General features: G+C 41.4%; 16 protein-coding genes. 5 read left to right on the forward strand and 11 right to left on the reverse strand.

Annotated elements, in window-relative coordinates; genetic code table 11:
- Positions 1-14: 14 nt before the first annotated feature.
- From NMG88_RS03790 to NMG88_RS03810, 5 genes are all read right to left on the reverse strand, one after another.
- Complete coding sequence (locus tag NMG88_RS03790; protein WP_227350110.1) at positions 15-1,613, reverse strand: WGR domain-containing protein; 1,599 nt, start codon at positions 1,611-1,613, stop codon at positions 15-17.
- Between the two features lie 23 nt (positions 1,614-1,636).
- Positions 1,637-1,894, reverse strand: a complete 258-nt coding sequence (locus NMG88_RS03795) for a hypothetical protein (RefSeq protein ID WP_144390418.1) — start codon at positions 1,892-1,894, stop codon at positions 1,637-1,639.
- A gap of 176 nt (positions 1,895-2,070) precedes the next feature.
- Complete coding sequence (locus NMG88_RS03800) at positions 2,071-4,131, reverse strand: DUF4912 domain-containing protein (protein WP_254034442.1); 2,061 nt, start codon at positions 4,129-4,131, stop codon at positions 2,071-2,073.
- Positions 4,132-4,394: 263 nt separating this feature from the next.
- The gene (locus NMG88_RS03805; RefSeq protein WP_026786687.1) at positions 4,395-4,706 is read right to left on the reverse strand and encodes a DUF2973 domain-containing protein; all 312 of its coding nucleotides are present in this window, start codon (positions 4,704-4,706) and stop codon (positions 4,395-4,397) included.
- 196 nt (positions 4,707-4,902) lie between these two features.
- Complete coding sequence (locus tag NMG88_RS03810; RefSeq protein WP_042151987.1) at positions 4,903-5,235, reverse strand: DUF2605 domain-containing protein; 333 nt, start codon at positions 5,233-5,235, stop codon at positions 4,903-4,905.
- Between the two features lie 277 nt (positions 5,236-5,512).
- On the opposite strand from NMG88_RS03810, the gene NMG88_RS03815 reads away from it, so the two are divergent.
- From NMG88_RS03815 to NMG88_RS03825, 3 genes are all read left to right on the forward strand, one after another.
- On the forward strand, positions 5,513-5,944 hold the full coding sequence (locus tag NMG88_RS03815; RefSeq protein WP_042151989.1) for a DUF4278 domain-containing protein: 432 nt from the start codon (positions 5,513-5,515) through the stop codon (positions 5,942-5,944).
- A gap of 122 nt (positions 5,945-6,066) precedes the next feature.
- A complete protein-coding gene (locus NMG88_RS03820; protein ID WP_235765612.1) occupies positions 6,067-8,229 on the forward strand; it encodes a TolC family protein in 2,163 nt (720 codons plus the stop codon).
- Positions 8,230-8,284: 55 nt separating this feature from the next.
- Positions 8,285-8,593, forward strand: coding sequence for a 2Fe-2S iron-sulfur cluster-binding protein (locus NMG88_RS03825; protein ID WP_042151992.1), 309 nt, complete (start codon positions 8,285-8,287; stop codon positions 8,591-8,593).
- Positions 8,594-8,695: 102 nt separating this feature from the next.
- On the opposite strand, the gene coaBC is transcribed toward NMG88_RS03825, so the two are convergent.
- The 3 genes from coaBC to NMG88_RS03840 all read right to left on the reverse strand — a co-directional run bounded on the left by coaBC (position 8,696) and on the right by NMG88_RS03840 (position 10,920).
- Positions 8,696-9,952, reverse strand: a complete 1,257-nt coding sequence (gene coaBC, locus NMG88_RS03830) for a bifunctional phosphopantothenoylcysteine decarboxylase/phosphopantothenate--cysteine ligase CoaBC (RefSeq protein WP_227366298.1) — start codon at positions 9,950-9,952, stop codon at positions 8,696-8,698.
- 43 nt (positions 9,953-9,995) lie between these two features.
- The gene (gene isiD / locus NMG88_RS03835) at positions 9,996-10,208 is read right to left on the reverse strand and encodes a protein IsiD (protein ID WP_042151996.1); all 213 of its coding nucleotides are present in this window, start codon (positions 10,206-10,208) and stop codon (positions 9,996-9,998) included.
- Between the two features lie 88 nt (positions 10,209-10,296).
- Positions 10,297-10,920 (reverse strand): alpha/beta hydrolase, encoded by a 624-nt coding sequence (locus NMG88_RS03840; RefSeq protein ID WP_042151998.1) that lies wholly within the window; start codon positions 10,918-10,920, stop codon positions 10,297-10,299.
- Positions 10,921-10,988: 68 nt separating this feature from the next.
- Here NMG88_RS03840 and NMG88_RS03845 point away from each other — a divergent pair, with 68 nt between their 5' ends.
- Positions 10,989-11,315 (forward strand): Uma2 family endonuclease, encoded by a 327-nt coding sequence (locus NMG88_RS03845; protein WP_254033479.1) that lies wholly within the window; start codon positions 10,989-10,991, stop codon positions 11,313-11,315.
- Between the two features lie 226 nt (positions 11,316-11,541).
- On the opposite strand, the gene NMG88_RS03850 is transcribed toward NMG88_RS03845, so the two are convergent.
- The 3 genes from NMG88_RS03850 to NMG88_RS03860 all read right to left on the reverse strand — a co-directional run bounded on the left by NMG88_RS03850 (position 11,542) and on the right by NMG88_RS03860 (position 15,245).
- Positions 11,542-13,185, reverse strand: coding sequence for an IS1634 family transposase (locus NMG88_RS03850; RefSeq protein ID WP_042155532.1), 1,644 nt, complete (start codon positions 13,183-13,185; stop codon positions 11,542-11,544).
- Positions 13,186-13,387: 202 nt separating this feature from the next.
- A complete protein-coding gene (locus NMG88_RS03855) occupies positions 13,388-14,677 on the reverse strand; it encodes a Glu/Leu/Phe/Val family dehydrogenase (RefSeq protein WP_235765614.1) in 1,290 nt (429 codons plus the stop codon).
- A gap of 175 nt (positions 14,678-14,852) precedes the next feature.
- A complete protein-coding gene (locus NMG88_RS03860) occupies positions 14,853-15,245 on the reverse strand; it encodes a winged helix-turn-helix transcriptional regulator (protein ID WP_026786676.1) in 393 nt (130 codons plus the stop codon).
- Positions 15,246-15,486: 241 nt separating this feature from the next.
- On the opposite strand from NMG88_RS03860, the gene NMG88_RS03865 reads away from it, so the two are divergent.
- Positions 15,487-15,933, forward strand: coding sequence for a PEP-utilizing enzyme (locus NMG88_RS03865; protein WP_376786473.1), 447 nt, complete (start codon positions 15,487-15,489; stop codon positions 15,931-15,933).
- The last annotated feature ends 134 nt before the right edge of the window (positions 15,934-16,067 follow it).

Consider the following 16,067-nt stretch of genomic DNA (forward strand, 5'->3'; position numbering starts at 1 on the left):
TTCTGCTATCCTCCCTAGCCACAAGCCCAAACAAACGCAAACTGATCTTTATGGGTTTTGCATTGCAGAATATGGGCAATTCCCAGATCACCAAACGCATAGTTGAGGTTTTGCTCCGAAGCTAGTTGAAACACTTGCCGCATTGGAGCCTGACAAACGGGACAGCCTGGACACTCCATACCCTGAACCCAGCGCGGGTAGCCCCCCAGCTTATCGCTCTCATCCGTCGGGTATAGCTCATCGTAGTTATCCAAATCATCCAGACCCAAACGCTCCATCACTGCATCCCACAAGTCATTTTCTTGCAACCGCTCCCAGCCGCTTACCAGCTCCACCAGATCATCAGGGTCAGGATAGTCTTCAATTTCTAGCCATTCGGTGATGGTCTTGGCTGGTAAATAAGTTCCATAATCTTCTCCATCAATTTGCGGTAGTGGTGGAGTTGAGCCCATACCCACTGGTTGTACTACACGAATTCTAACGTTTTTAATTAGGAATGGAACTCTACCATAATAAATTGTTCCTTCTTCTGCCTCGAACCCACATTTATCAGACATACAGTGGAACATTTGCAATAGACCTGTACCAAACTCCTCACGGACAGGTTCTGGCAATTGACTCAAATTCAGTTGCAAAAACAGTTGCAGGGGCTCGGCGCAACAGGGGCAACCGGGCCAGGTTTCATCTATTCCCAGCCAGGGACGACCGGAAAACTTGGAAGCTAGGCGATCGCTATCCCCTTCAATCACAATCGGCTTCCAGGCGGGACGAACAAATTGGGTAATATTGAGATTAGAGTTAGGAGAATCATTTACTATTTGGGTAGGTAAAGGTGCTCCAGAATATTGGGATGGGCTTGGCTTCCCTTTAGGCAATAGCACATAGCCTTTTTTCAACTTTTCATTGATTTTCTTATAGGCAGCATTTAGGGCTTTTCTGGGACTGCCATAGGTACTGTTGTCGGTTTGTCCCGTCGTACCAATACGCCCATAGCGGAACGTGACCGTTAATCCACTCACCGTGACTTCATAGAATTTGTGGGACTTGTCATCGGAGAATTCTAGGTAAATGGGTTCATTGATATGACCTGGTGTATAGTAAGGGTCATGAATGCAAATGGTGGAATAGTAATATTCTTCGGCTGCTTCTTCGGAATCAAACTCACGCAGTTTGTCAGACAACACATTCCCACAGTAACCACTCTCAATCAACCTTACCTGGCGACCATCTAGGATTATATTTCCATAATCAGGCATTTTACCCGTATCAATCTCAAACTGATGGTTATTTAGATCGGGCTGAGGTAAGGGATAGCAAGGAAAGTCATGATTGCGTGATTTATTACTGGGAATCAACACACTCCCACCCAAGAAAAAACTCCCATCCGCTAGGACAAATAATTCTTCAGTGAAAGCAGGGTTTGTCCAATTTAGCAAAATAGAGCGGGCATCGGTTGAGATGGTGTAATCACCCGAACGATGGTGGTTTAATATCTCGCAAGTGCCATTGGGTTCAAATAAATAAGGGTATTTCTTATTTTGCAGCCAGATGGAACCCGTTAGTTTTTCCTGAAGATATTTAGAGGATAATTGAGATGGGGGATTCTTAGGCATAGACACTTGGGTATTTTTTATATTCAAATATAACTCAACTCCATATCAACTTCGGTCATAATTTCTAAAAACTCCTCTTTTCCCTCCCAAGGAGTAGCTAAAAATTCTTTCATCTGATTTAGTTTATCCTCCAGGGTAATTTCTTGAATAGATTCTTTTTGATTAATCTCCCAATCTCTTTCTCGTATTTTTCGAGCAATATTTTCTAATAACCATAGTTTTTCAACTAAGAATAAATTATTGATTGATTTTTCTATTTCTAATAATTGTGGTGAGATCATGTTAAATTGTCCTTTAAATTTAGATGGGTTTAAATTTTTGATATCAATTATAAAAGATGCAAAAAAAATTAACACGAACATTTGATGTGATGATTGAAGATTTAGTATAAATTAGATAGGCTGTTAGTGAAAACTGACAGCCTGTTTAATATCTAAAATTAATCTTGTAGAATTTGTTAGAGTCTGAAAAAGGTTTTTCCTCTGAGGTCTTCATCCCAAGGAATATTAATAAATTGGTAATTTTCCCAGTCTGTGGGATAAACAGGAGGGATATGAATATGATTTGATCTGACTAAGATTAACCAACGTCCATCTACGGTTAAATAACCCAATTCTGCGATATAATCTCGATCACTCATCGCAATGGGGATATGCCATTCTCTAGCCATCTCATCACACTCATATTCCTGGGTGGACAAGGGTGGCTGGGTATCAATATCAATTGAGGTGACATCATAAACCCGCAGGAGAAGGTGTTTTCCCCCTTGGCGACGCAAATGTTCTTTATGATCGTTGGGAATATCCCAATACGCATAGGCCCAATTTGGGTCACGGGGTAATAGGAAAATTTGACTTTGACCATATCCATTTGGTAATGGTGGAAGTCCTTGGTCTACATCCGCAAGGGAGGGTTCAAATTTTATCTCTCTCCCTACATTAAATTTAGTAGCCGCTACGTCTGTTTCTGAGCGAACATCTTGATGGGATACTCCTAATTCTATTTCTTCATATCCCCCCGTAGACGGGGAATTGGGGGGGGCAGATTTTACTACTGTTAATTGATCATCAACCGTAGCAAGTGTTGATTCTATTTCTATAATATCCGATTCCAAAATAATAGATTTATTCTGAATCTCAAGCTCAGATTCTACTATTTCTGAAACTGGTATTTCCGGTTCCGTTAATTGATCATCAACCGCAGCAACTGTTGATTCTATTTCTATAATATCCGATTCCAAAATAACAGATTTATTCTGAATTTCAAGCTCAGATTCTACTATTTCTGAAACTGGTATTTCCGGTTCCGTTAATTGATCATCAACCGCAGCAACTGTTGATTCTATTTCTATAATATCCGATTCCAAAATAACAGATTTATTCTGAATTTCAAGCTCAGATTCTACTATTTCTGAAACTGGTATATTCTCAATTTGTGTTTTTGTTGTCAAAAATTCTGCAATTACAGTTTCAGCTTCATCCGGGTCAATTTCCTTGATTAATACTACTTCTGAAATTTCTTCAATTCCCCCATTTTTAATAGGATAAAATTCCGGCTCAGGAGAGTTTGCTGGGATGAAAAATTCTCCTTCCGGTGGGATTTTAACCTGATTTTCAAATAGGATTAATTCATGCGGGGAAATGGCGATCTCAGAATCTAAATTATCCCTCTCCGATTCTATTAAACTAATAGATGATCCTTGGGTTTGTAGATTATTTTCTAGTTGAAACGTTTCTGTCTGATGCCGTTTTTGAATAATAGTACGAGGGAGAGAAACAGTAGTAACTGCTGGAGAAAATGGTGTTTTTAAAGGTTCTATAAACGGGTAATTACTATTAGGAGAAAATGGTGTTTTCAGAGGTTCTGTCAAACTATTAAAATCCAGTTGAGTAGAATTTTTCTGAGGTTGCTCCCCTGTGACATCGGGTTTTGTAGATAAGGGAACAGAAATAGGGTCTTCTTGTTTTTTGACTGGGGACTTAGAACGTTGAGCTTTCAATTGTAAATTAACCCATAAACCCAAAAACGGGATCACAGGGAGTAACCACCATAACCAAATCGGGATTTCTCCTTCCGTTGCGGGAACCGTCGTCGGCTGCATCTGGGAAGATTGCCCAACTAGGCTATCATTATTCGCGTTAGTTTGGGGTGAACCCGAATCAATCTGGCTCAATAGAATCTGTTGTTGAGAACTCAACCCTAACCCAGAATCTGATCCCGGTTTGGGTTTAAACTCTCCTACTGGGGGAACAATATTAATATTCCTAACCTGTGCGGGAGACAACAAGGACGACTCTGAAAGCGCGGAAGAATTGACGCTAGAGTTAGAGTTCCATCGAGAAGTCGCCCAGGCGATGGGACTCGTCGCTATTGATAACAATAACGTTAAGGTCAATATCGATGTATCTTTTTTATTTAACAACATATATATAACCGCAAGCTGTTGACCGAAAATCCGAGGACGCCAGCCCCCAAATTCATTGGCGGGGATCAGTCCGATGGGGAATTCGTTCCCCATAATTTCTAATTTAACTGAAAATCACAGTTAACGATCAATATTTGAGCTTAGTCTATCAGAAAATTGGAGTATGGGGGACTGGGGCTGAGTCCCCTGGAACATCAAACAGGCTGATTAATTGTCTATCAAAACTAATTTCTACATCCTGATGATGTAGGTTTTCAAGGAGTTACACTAGGTTAACAATAATCGGTTATTGTCAATCAATGATCAATTCAATTGTCAACCTTGAGTATTATTGAATTTCTAATGATTAATGTTTTTTATTCATCGTCATGAATATCATCCCCATAACCGGGAGAAGATTTATATAAATTATCTAATTGATTTCGCGCATCTTGAACGGACAAAGAGCGCATCACTAACAAAGGTTCATTAATTAAATTTCCCGTTTCATCGAGTAGTTCTGGATGTAGGGTTTTTCGCGTCTGTCCTGAATTATTTAACCCGCCATAGTTTCGAGGGTCATGAAGTTTATGGGATTCCATACTCACTGTCAAAAGACTTTGAATTAAATTCCGAACCGCGAGAAAAGCCAAAATTGTAAAAGCTAAGACGTAAACTAAATGTAACATTTTTATCTCCTTAATGCTAGGGTTTATTTGGTTAATCTAAAGCCGTTTTCTAATAGAAAGGGTATTTTATTTTAGAGCTTGATCCGGGGTGGGTCATTGAAACTCTCATTTACCTGGATTTTGATATATTCTATCAACAGATTGAACCTTTCTACTTAAAAAGTTGATTAATTTTTGGGGAGTTCAGCCTCCCATCTCAATTTTTGACATGATTAGCCTGTTCTACCCGAAAGCGAGTCGCCACTTGCCAACATTCTGTCAATAGTTTATGCCAAGGCATTAATACGGTCATTTCTATTCCAACTTGTCCCCCCGTGGCATAAAACATGGTTTTGGTCGCTATCACCTTCTGTTGGGCTTGGATAATTCGGTTCAACAGGTCAGATTGTTGAGGCTGAGTCAAAAAGGACATCTCCTCCGTTTCTAAAAGATGGCGCGATCGCTCAAACCAGTATTCAAAATCCTCTAGTAGCGGTTCTAAGGTCGATTTGAGAAGCTCTGACTCTTCGGGCAAGTTGGAACTTAGCATGGATGGTTAGATTAAGACTTCAGTATAAGACAATATTAACACTCTTTACATTTCTTAATAATTTTCTTAACAAAAGTTTTATAGCCATGGATCTAAACCAGAATCAACCCTCTCCCCCAACGCAAATTGAGAGATCATTCTTAAATAATTGTTAAGTTTATGGATATAACCTGAAAAAGTGTAACAATAAATACAGAAATAAAAAGATCATTTAAAATTCATTTACAATTTGTCTCAAAGACAGTCCCTTTAAAACTAAGCTCAGGAGAAACAGCAGATGAAACTAACCTATCGTGGTCATCAGTACGAAACCTCTTTTTCGCCAGTTGATCTGGTAGAAAGCGAATTAACAGGCAAATATCGGGGTCAAAGCGTCCACCTTCACTATCCTCGCCATGTTCCCGTGCCTCAAACCCCGCACCCCCTGAAATATCGGGGTATTTCCTACGGAAGTACGGAGCCACAACATCCTCATCCTCTGCACGAAGTCAAAGCCATTGCCTCCAACAAAAGCCAAGTGGCGGAAACCCGTGGAGGAGCCTTACTCCATTTAGTCGCATCTGAGAAGCCACTGGACGAGAATCTGGCAAAAGTTCATGCCGATCATTTATGCCGTTTACTCGACCGTAGACGTCAAGCAGCAGTGGCCCGGGGCGATCTTCATCTGCTGCGTTTATTAGATTTAGAAGCAGAACATATTGCCTGCTAGAGCAAGGCTTGACCCGGTTGGGTTTGAGCGATCCCATCAGATATCTAACATCAAAAAACTTAGGAATATTGCTTCCTTAGTCTAAAATTGTTTCTGGACTTGTAGACAAGAAAAGAAGCCTTATGTCCGTTCTTCGTAATTTGATGGCTGTGGGAGTGAGTGGAGCAATCACCTTAATCAATGTGGGGCCAGGAACAGCAGTTCCTTCCCCCATTGCATCTCAGGATAAATTGCCTGACTCGAATACAACTCAACCGCAGGATTTTCAACAAAATTCAACCAAATCTCAGTATCCGGCTCCTGAGCAAGCAGAAACGTCTTTACCCGCAGAAATCCTAACTTCAACCTTTAAACAAAATCCTACAAAATCTCAGTCTAGGGCTTCTAGTCCTGGCCGTCGGATCATTGATAATCTATTAATGACAAAGGAATCCGTTACTGAGTCTTCGATACCATCGAAATTACCCGCGCCAGTTTTTAAACAAAATCCTACAAAAACCGCCCAACAGCCTGCACCCATGACAACGGCATCCACTGGTGTTGAAGCAACACCGAGGATGACCCCGGCTGTTTCTAACCCAACAACCGCAGAGACTCCCCCAACATCAACAACTAGGGTCAACCCAGTTTTTAACTTGCCCCATCCCCTAGGGAACAATAGACTATCCTCGCAAAACAATAGTCTCCAAGAGATTGAGGTTGCATTACCCAATCCCTCTACCCAAGCTGCAACCCTAACCGATTCTGTGAATCGAGTTCAGCAATCTCAACCCACTCAACTGGCTCAAGTCAGTAGACCCGCTTTAACGGTTCCTGACCTGACCCCTCCCACGACTCCCTTTCCCCCTCCGACTCCCAATGGAACCTTACAAACCAATCCTCCCCGGATTCTGCTCCCGAGTAGTGATCCCTTGTATCGCCCCACCTTACCGGAACAGGTGAATATTGAGGAAACGGTTCCTGTCACCCTTCAACAAGCGATTGATTTAGGGATTCGGAATAATGAAAATGCCAGTATTGCCCAACTGCAAGTTGAACAAAGCTTGGCGGCGGTCAGGGAAACCCAAGCAAATTTATATCCGAGTTTGGTCTTTCGTTCCGGTTTTTCTCGCAATGTGTCTGCTGCGGAGGACTTACAGGTTCGTGCAGCCAACCGTACCCTACGAGTGAATAGGTTCAATAACGTTCCCGGGGCGAATGATAGGGAATTTCAGACCCGCTATGGAACCTATTCCTTTGATAATTCCTTTCAATTACAGTACGACCTGGGAATTAATGGATTGAGGGGGGCTAGAATTAAAGCATCAGAAGAACAGTTACGGATTCTGGAGTTAAGGTTAGAAACGGCCTTAGAAGAAATCCGATTTAATGTGGCTCGTTCCTATTACAATTTGCAAGAAGCAGATGCGGCGGTGGAAATTCAAGCAGCAGCTGTGCGAAACTCTCAAAAGAGTTTAGAGGATGCCGAAGCTTTGGAACGGGCTGGGGTGGGAACCCGTTTTGAAGTGTTGCAAGCTCGTGTCACCCTCGCCAATAACCAACAGGATCTGACTAATTCTCAGCGCAATCAATTTCAAAGTCGGCGAGAACTGGCCGCGCTTCTGAATATTGATGAAAATACGAATTTATTGGCGGCTGACCCGATTGCTTTGGCGGGAGCTTGGGATTTAACCTTGGAAGAAACGATTGTTCAAGCCTATCAAAATCGGGCGGAGTTGGAAGAACAGTTAGCTGAACGCGATCGCGCTCAACAATTACGCCGGGCTGCCCTAGCCGCCACTCGTCCAAATGTTACCGTGGGGGCGACTTACAACGTTTTGGGAAGAATCAATGATAACCCTGATTACCGGGCTGTGCGGGGCTGGGCCGATGGCTATGATGCTCAAGTTCAGTTATCTTGGAATTTCTTTGATGGGGGTGCTGCTAAAGCTCAAGCCCGACAGCGTGAGTTAGATATTGGTATCGCGGATGAGCGCTTTAATCAATTACTGAATCAAATTCGTTTGGATGCGGAACGGGCTTACTATGACCTCCAAGCTAACTTTGATAATATTCAAACCTCTAGTTTGGGGGTTGAGGAAGCAACGGAAGCTTTACGTTTAGCGCGTTTACGGTTTCAAGCCGGGGTGGGAACTCAGTTAGAAGTGATTAACCAAGAAACGGACTTAACCCGCGCTCAAAACCGACTCCTCAATGCCATTATTGGTTATAACCGTGCTTTGTCTGCCTTGCAACGAGCTGTTAGTAACCTTCCGGGCAATATTCTGTCGGATTATCCTCTTTAGTTGATAATTGCTCAAAACTCTACTGGTTAAGATTTTAGGAAAATAGGACATCAAAATGGGTAATATCAGATTCGTGAGTGAAAACCAGGAAATCATTGCTGCGGATGGGGCAAATTTAAGAATTAAGGCCCTAGAAAACCAGATTGATTTATATACTTTCACGGGCAAAATGATGAACTGTGGGGGTTATGGTCAGTGTGGGACTTGTATTGTGGAAATTGTCGAAGGTATTGATAATCTTCCTCCCCGCACAGAGGCTGAAGCCCGGATTCTGAAGAAAAAACCCGATAGCTATAGATTGGCTTGCCAAACTATTGTTAATGGCCCGATTAGTGTTCAAACTAAACCGCAAAAACGGAAGTAAAGAGGATCACGGATTTAAGAGGATTTCACGGATTTTAATTTGTGTTAATCTCTCCCATCTCCTGACGCAAAAAACAGTCTATCAGTTATTAGTTATTAGTTATTAGCTATTCCTTGCTATAAAATCAAATAACTGATGGGCTAATTGTAACTTGCTACAAACTCCAACTTCTAATTTCTGTCCCTGACGACTTAATAATATCCCTTGATTGTTTTCACTACTAAATCCAGCATTAGCTAAATCAATCGGATTTGCGACAATAGCATCTAAATTTTTTCGCTGTAATTTATCTTGAGCAGGTGTTAAAATTTCCCCGGTTTGTGCCGCAAATCCGACTAATTTTTGGTGAGGTTGTTTCATTTTTCCCAGTTCTCCTACAATATCAATAATGGGTTCTAATGGTAGTTCCTTGGGTAAAAGAGCTTTGGGTAATTTATCCTGACTATAAATAGCAGGTTTCACATCTCCCACGGCCGCTGCCATTACTGTTATATCCGCTTGGGGAAATCTGGCGATCATTTCCTGATACATTTCCTCACTACTGGTGACAGAGACTAACTCTACTTCTGGCAAATTTCCCAGTAATTCCGTACTCATGAGGCCATGAACCAAGGTGACTGAGGCTCCTCGGTGAATTGCTGCTTGTACTAAAGCCAGTCCCATTTTACCCGTTGACGGGTTGCCAATAAACCGCACCGGATCAAGATGTTCCCGGGTTCCACCCGCACTAATTAATATTTTTTTTCCAATTAAATCTCGCTTGCCTTTGGTATTTAATAAAGAATTAATATGAGCTAATATTTGTTTGGGTTCAGCCATTCTTCCGGCTCCTGGCGTCGAGAAATTGCCTGGGTTTGTGGCGGGAAGATCACAGGCGAGAATTCCGGTAGTGGGAGTAATACCATGAAATCGAGAATCAGTTAACAGAAGTTGCCAATTGCGTTGTACCGAAACCTGTTTCCACATTTCTCGATTCATAGCTGGAGCGAGTAACACCGGACAACTAGAGGCTAAAACCGTATTGGTGAGTAAATTATCCGATAATCCTGTAGCTAATTTAGCTAAGGTATTAGCGGTGAGGGGTGCAATCAAAAAAATATCCGCCCATTCCCCTAACTGAATATGTAAGGGACGGCCGTGAGTTGGTTGCCAGAATTCTTGATCCGTATAGGCCCGATGACGGGAGAGAGTCGCAAAGGTTAAAGGAGTAATAAATTCTTGGGCTGAGTCGGTCAAAATCGCCCGCACATCAGCCCCAGCTTTCGCTAAAGTTGAAACAATTTCACAGACTTTATAAGCTGCAATGCCCCCACTAATTCCAATTAGAATATGCTTGTTTAAGGTGGAAGGCAAAATCATTTCTATTCGTTAATCCAGTTGTAACCTAAAAACGATCAAAGAGTTAGGCTTCATCATAGGCTTCAAGGTCGAGCAAGTAAACATAGGGTTCCACTAGCTCTGGACGTTGAAATGCGATCGCGCGTAACAAATGCCAATCATTGAGTCCTTCAAAGGCATTATCATAATCATCTCCTTCCAGACGAGCAGCCAATTCCGCCACATCATCGGCCGTTAGAGTAGGAATATTCGGTGAGGATAGAGTCAAGGTTGCCATGAGTTAAACCTCCCGTGAATTGCATTTGCTTTGATTATGACTGGCGGAGTTCCCATGAATGGATCACCCCATCTCTATACTAAGGCTATTAGGTTGATTGTGGTATCGAATCTATTACAAAACTTCTTATTAAGCCTAAAACCTCGGGTCGAATTTCATGACCCATATTAAATTCTTGGTACTGAACTTTTGCCCCCAACTGTTCAAAAGCAGTCCTGGCTTGCCCGGCGGCTTCTATGGGAACAATCGGATCTTGTTTTCCATGAACAATTAATACCGGGGGTAAATCATGGTCTAAAGGTTCGGGGGAAAAATGCAAATAACCACTTAAAATAATTAAACCCGCTAAAGGAAAATAACGTCCCATATCCAAGGCCATCGCACCCCCTTGGGAAAATCCCCCTAAAATAGTTCGGGACAGGGGAACTCCGGTACTCGCTTCTAAGGATTCTAGCCATTCCTTGACCTGCTGTTGGGTTTCGGCTAATCCTTCATATTCGGGGGTTTCCAAGGCGTACCAAGCCCGTCCCATCGGGGCTTGAGGATGGGGAAAGGGGGCTTGGGGAAAGATAAATTGATAGTCGGTCAAACGCAACATCGGAGCCAGGGAGGTGAGATCCTCTGCATTTGCCCCCCAACCGTGCATCATTACAATTAACCCTTGAGGGGGTTTGCCAGTTTCAGGGGGGATGGAGATAAACTTTAAAGCCATGATTGTCGTTGGTTTTTAACTTTCATGGTTTATTTTAATCCCCATTCAGTAGGTGGGCGGTAAAATTTATGAGTCTATTTGAACCTATTAGTAGCGACTTGAGGCTGTGGATTCCTGAGTATAAACGTGGCTTATATCCAGATATGATGCTCTTTGATGATGAACCGCAACTCAACGGCAATCGCCATGATGAAGTTTTGAATCCCCTCCTAATTGTTGAAGTGCTTTCGCCAACAACTGCAAGTTATGACCGCGAAAGTAAGTTTCGGATTTATCGAACAATTCCCAGCTTTTGTAAATATTTGTTAATTGAGCAGGATGAACCCTTTATCGAACACTATAGTACCCACATTCCGCAGATAGGGGTCAAATTTTCCACTAATTCTAAAAAATAGAAACCTATTCCAATTTTTCGGTGAACTTCCGAGGCTTTACTATCAAATTATATAGCTAGTTTACCGCTATTTAACTAAACATAAATAATTGCTGTTTTTTAATAGAAATAGAATCCCATTTTTTAAATATATTTGTATTTTATCACCAAATTCGTTTCAGCCAAGAGTTCTCATCTTGACTCATAACTTAGATTTTTTACAACTATTTCACCCTTTCTCTTAATCTTTATCCTCCAGAAATCATTAAATAGTATTGACAGCAATCTTTCCCTAAATGCTGCAATATTTCTTGACGTTCTTGGGTTAAGTTACTCACTTGTTTCTCCCCATTTATCCTGACTAAATGTACCGCTTGAAACATTTGAAATATCCACCGCATCGTCGGTTTATTCGTTAATTTCTTGACCTGATTTCTTACCCCTTCTTGGGCTGTTTCTAATTGTTTTCTCAATTTTCTTTGAGCTAGGTTATACACTAACAAGCACAATCCCATTATCATCGCTATTGCTTCCACTCTCTCTGGTTTTTTCACGAATACACTTGCTGTGAAAAATAACGGATCTTTTAAAAATCTAAATCCTCTCTCGTTACTTTGCTGCGCTTTATATTCGGCTAATAGCTTTTCATTACTCACCTCTTTCTTGTCTAATATATTTGTCGCTAATATAAATCTTCCGGCTTTGATTTTTTCCGCTTCTATCACTGATTCTCTAGGTTCTATCTCTCCTGTTACTTGATAAACTATTGTCTTTTCTTGATTCCCTTTTTCTGTTTTACTTTGGCTTTTTTTACTGGCTTTTTCTGTGCATTTTATTTCTTTTATTTCGTGATATTTCCACGAATCTGATAACATTTTTATCCCAATCTCTGCATCCGCTATGCAAGCATACTCTTGTTTCAATAGCTTCCGCAGTGATGCTTTGGCGTTCTCTAACTGTTTTTCTACTTGCTCTGATATTTTTTTTAGGGCTGCTTTTTTCCTGGCTTCACTTTCTACTACTAACCATCTTTGTTTTATGTTTGCGTACTCACTTGATTTCGTTGCTATTCTATATCCTTTTATTTGACTCTGCTCCCATTCTTCCTCTTCTATCTCTACAATCTTATTTTGCGCTTCTTTTATACTTAATGGTACTCTTGTTATCCATTTCATTCCTGCCATTGCTCCTATATTCTCTGCTGTGTATAATGCACTGTCTGCTACACATATTCCTTCAAATGTCCATTGCTTTTTAAATTCTTTTAGTCTTTCTACAAATACGCTTTTATCATCGGCGTTTCCGTCATCTATTTTTAGATATAATGGCACATCTCCGTCTCCGCTTACTACCATATCTATTATAAATTGTTTCAGATCTGGTCTTTTATCTCTTGAGTATCCATGCACTATTTTTATGGCTTTCATTTCTTCTTCTATTTCCTGATTTTCTTCTTCTTTACTTTTGTATTCTCCCTCTACTGATATCGAACTGCTATCTAGGTGTACGCTTTCCTTTTCTACTTGGAATTTTTGGGCGGCTTTTAGGGCTATTGCTGTGAATAGATTTGTTGTTCCTACTTCATAATATTTATCTAATGCTCTCCCGATTCTGTCATCATTTAGTTGCTCTGCTATTACTCCTTCTCCTATTAAATGTTCTGTTGCTTTCCCTACGAAAAAGTTCTCGAATAGGTACAGCGGCGCGCTCAAAAACCCTAATCCATTCAAAATCATTGCTTTCATTACCTGTCCTGGGCTTACTGCTTCTTTTGCTCTTAATCCCACTTTTTTATTCACTTCTTCTACTAATTCCATCTCATCTATTATCCCTGCTACTATTCCTAAATGGTCTAAATTTACGATTTCTATCGCTTCTAGGGGGTTTTTCATCTTTTTATTGGTTCAGTTACTGCAATTATTATTCTACATTAAAAATAGTCCAAATTATTACATGGCAATTATTTGGGCTTTTATTTAGAACAATTTAGTTGAAAATTAAATTGACTTAAATATCTGCGGAATGTGGGATTTAATGAATCAGAGAAAGTTAGGGATCTCTCACCAACTTCCTCTTTTTCTTTTCTGTCCCAATTTACGGATACAAACCCCGATCTTTTAAGGCTTGAGCCACTCGACCAACGCCTAAAGTATAGGCGGCTAATCGCATGGAAACCCCCCGTTGTTTCGCTAGTTCACTCACCCGAGTATAGGCTTGTACCATCAGGTGTTCCATCTCCTGATTCACCCGTTCTTCATCCCAGAAGACAAAGGATTGACCTTGTACCCATTCCCAATAACTGACGACCACGCCGCCCGCATTGGCTAAAATATCGGGTAAAACCATAATTCCCCGGGCTTCTAACATTTGATCCGCCAATAATGTAATCGGGGCATTAGCTGCTTCGGCGATCATTTTAGCCTTAATTTGATCGGCATTTTCTTCGGTAATTTGATCTTCCATGGCCGCCGGAATTAACACATCACAAGCTAATGTTAATAATTCGGCATTGCTAATCGGTTCACTATCAGGAAATCCCGTGATATCATGATTGTTTTGAGTCGCGTAGGCTTGCAGGGCAGGAATATCTAAGCCATTTTCTGAATAGATCCCACCATGGACATTAGAAACCGATAAAACCGTCGCCCCGGCTTCATAAAACAATTGCGCCGCCGCCGCCCCCACTTTTCCAAAACCCTGAATTACAATGGCTACACCTTCGAGGGATTTGCCCTGTTCAGCTAAGGCTTCGCGCACGGTAATCATTACACCTCGTCCGGTTGCCATTTCCCGTCCTTTTGACCCACCAATAGATAGAGGTTTTCCAGTCACCACACCCAGCACCGCCCTTCCCATATTCATTGAATAGGTATCCATAATCCAAGCCATTTCTCGAGCGGAAGTTCCCACATCGGGCGCGGGAATATCGGTTTCTGGCCCAATATCTTTAATCAGTTCACTCGCGTAGCGACGGGTGATCCGTTCTAACTCGTTAATACTATATTGGTGGGGGTCAAAGCCAATGCCACCTTTAGCACCCCCGTAGGGAATCCCCAATAAAGCACATTTCCAGGTCATTAACATCGCTAGAGCGGAGAGTTCCCCCAAGTTCACCGAAGGATGATAGCGTAAACCTCCTTTATAGGGGCCAAGTACATCGCAATGCTGCACACGATGTCCGGCTAAAACCTCAACTTTACCGTTATCAAGTTTGACTGGAATTGAGACGGTGACAACTTTGCGGGGTTGTTGTAATACCACCAGCACATTGTCATCAAGATCCAATTCAACCGCCGCTTGTCCTAAATAGCTACAGGTGCGATCGTAGGGACAAATATAGGCTGGAGTCGTTGCGGGATTAATTCTGACGGGAGAGGATACCATTTGCAGACCTCCTATTGAGATCAGATAGTTGAATTTGTCTTCCTATCTGTAGCCTAACCTGTGATCCCGAAGAAAAGGTTAAATTTGTAATAATTGTTACAGAATTTTACGTTAATGAGTGATGGAGGAGGAAATAGGGAACAGTTTGCTTTCGTAATTCGTAATTCGTAATTCCCTAAACCCCCAATTCTAGGGGACAAATACAGTGACTATCCTTTAACCAGTGTTCTCCCACCTGTTTCAAGGCGACTAAAATCGGTTGAAGTTCCCTTCCCTTATCGGTTAGACAATATTCTACCCGTGGAGGAATTTCAGCATAAACTGTGCGGAGGATTAACCCATGTTTTTCTAACTCCCGCAAGCGGACAGTCAGGGTTTTGGTACTAATTCCGGGTAACGATTCTAATAATTGATGGGTGCGTTGGTGTCCCTGAAATAACTCCCGCAGGATGGAGATTGACCATTTTGTTCCGATTAACTCTAGGATGAACTCAATGGGACAAATGGCGTCCAGACATTGGTTGCTTTCCCAGATTTCCGTGGTTTTGTAACATTCCTTAACTTTCATTCGCGCCTCCTAATAAAACTTAACGTTTCTTAAAATATCTCTCAGAAGCCGATAGGTCGTTATTCTTTCCTTTAAGTAACTAAGACTATTTTAGCAAGAGGGATACCGATTTCCCACAGACCAAACAAGGCAATTACAGCTTACGCCTATTGGTATTTTATTACCTATGCTAATTTAGAACAACAACTCAGACAATTAAGCGATTAAAATGGTCTATGAACTGGGACAAACTACCAAAAATATTAATGTTCCGATTATGAAAAAAGCCAGTGCCATTATTACTAATTCTGGGGGTAGAACTTGTCACGCGGCGATTATTGCCAGGGAGTTAGGAATCCCGGCAATTGTAGGATCAATTAATGCCACGGAAGTCTTAAATACCGGAGATAAAATTACGGTTTCCTGTGCGGAAGGAGAAGAAGGAAAAGTCTATCAAGGTTTAATTCCTTTTGTGGTGGAAGAAACGGTATTAGACTATCTTCCCAAAACCCATACCAAAATTATGATGAATGTGGGAAACACGGTTAAAGAATATAATCGTAAAATCGGAATTTGTGGTCAAGCACCGAGTGACTATCCTGAATTTGCTCGTTTCTTAGTGGAATTAGGAATAGATTCCATCAGTTTAAATCCTGATTCGGTGTTGAGGACAACTTTGGATATTGCTCAGATGGAAGCATCCCTCTAGGTCAACAGGTTTAAATATAGTGTAAGTCAATCTCTGCTTTAGCATCTGCTAGAGCAGTTTTTTGTAGGGTGCGCAATATTCTATCCTTTAATCGCTAATTTAACCACAAAGACACAAAGACACAAAGAAGTTGT

The organism is Planktothrix agardhii, assembly GCF_904830935.1.
Taxonomy (GTDB): domain Bacteria; phylum Cyanobacteriota; class Cyanobacteriia; order Cyanobacteriales; family Microcoleaceae; genus Planktothrix; species Planktothrix agardhii.

Coding starts and splice junctions, on each gene's coding strand:
- NMG88_RS03800 (WP_254034442.1), bottom strand. CDS start 4,131: ATGGGGAACGAATTCCCCATCGGACTGATCCCCGCCAATGAATTTGGG.
- NMG88_RS03850 (WP_042155532.1), bottom strand. CDS start 13,185: ATGAAAAACCCCCTAGAAGCGATAGAAATCGTAAATTTAGACCATTTA.
- NMG88_RS03795 (WP_144390418.1), bottom strand. CDS start 1,894: ATGATCTCACCACAATTATTAGAAATAGAAAAATCAATCAATAATTTA.
- coaBC (WP_227366298.1), bottom strand. CDS start 9,952: ATGATTTTGCCTTCCACCTTAAACAAGCATATTCTAATTGGAATTAGT.
- NMG88_RS03860 (WP_026786676.1), bottom strand. CDS start 15,245: ATGAAAGTTAAGGAATGTTACAAAACCACGGAAATCTGGGAAAGCAAC.
- NMG88_RS03845 (WP_254033479.1), top strand. CDS start 10,989: ATGAGTCTATTTGAACCTATTAGTAGCGACTTGAGGCTGTGGATTCCT.
- NMG88_RS03810 (WP_042151987.1), bottom strand. CDS start 5,235: ATGCTAAGTTCCAACTTGCCCGAAGAGTCAGAGCTTCTCAAATCGACC.
- NMG88_RS03805 (WP_026786687.1), bottom strand. CDS start 4,706: ATGTTACATTTAGTTTACGTCTTAGCTTTTACAATTTTGGCTTTTCTC.
- NMG88_RS03825 (WP_042151992.1), top strand. CDS start 8,285: ATGGGTAATATCAGATTCGTGAGTGAAAACCAGGAAATCATTGCTGCG.
- NMG88_RS03790 (WP_227350110.1), bottom strand. CDS start 1,613: ATGCCTAAGAATCCCCCATCTCAATTATCCTCTAAATATCTTCAGGAA.
- NMG88_RS03815 (WP_042151989.1), top strand. CDS start 5,513: ATGAAACTAACCTATCGTGGTCATCAGTACGAAACCTCTTTTTCGCCA.
- NMG88_RS03820 (WP_235765612.1), top strand. CDS start 6,067: ATGTCCGTTCTTCGTAATTTGATGGCTGTGGGAGTGAGTGGAGCAATC.
- NMG88_RS03840 (WP_042151998.1), bottom strand. CDS start 10,920: ATGGCTTTAAAGTTTATCTCCATCCCCCCTGAAACTGGCAAACCCCCT.
- isiD (WP_042151996.1), bottom strand. CDS start 10,208: ATGGCAACCTTGACTCTATCCTCACCGAATATTCCTACTCTAACGGCC.
- NMG88_RS03855 (WP_235765614.1), bottom strand. CDS start 14,677: ATGGTATCCTCTCCCGTCAGAATTAATCCCGCAACGACTCCAGCCTAT.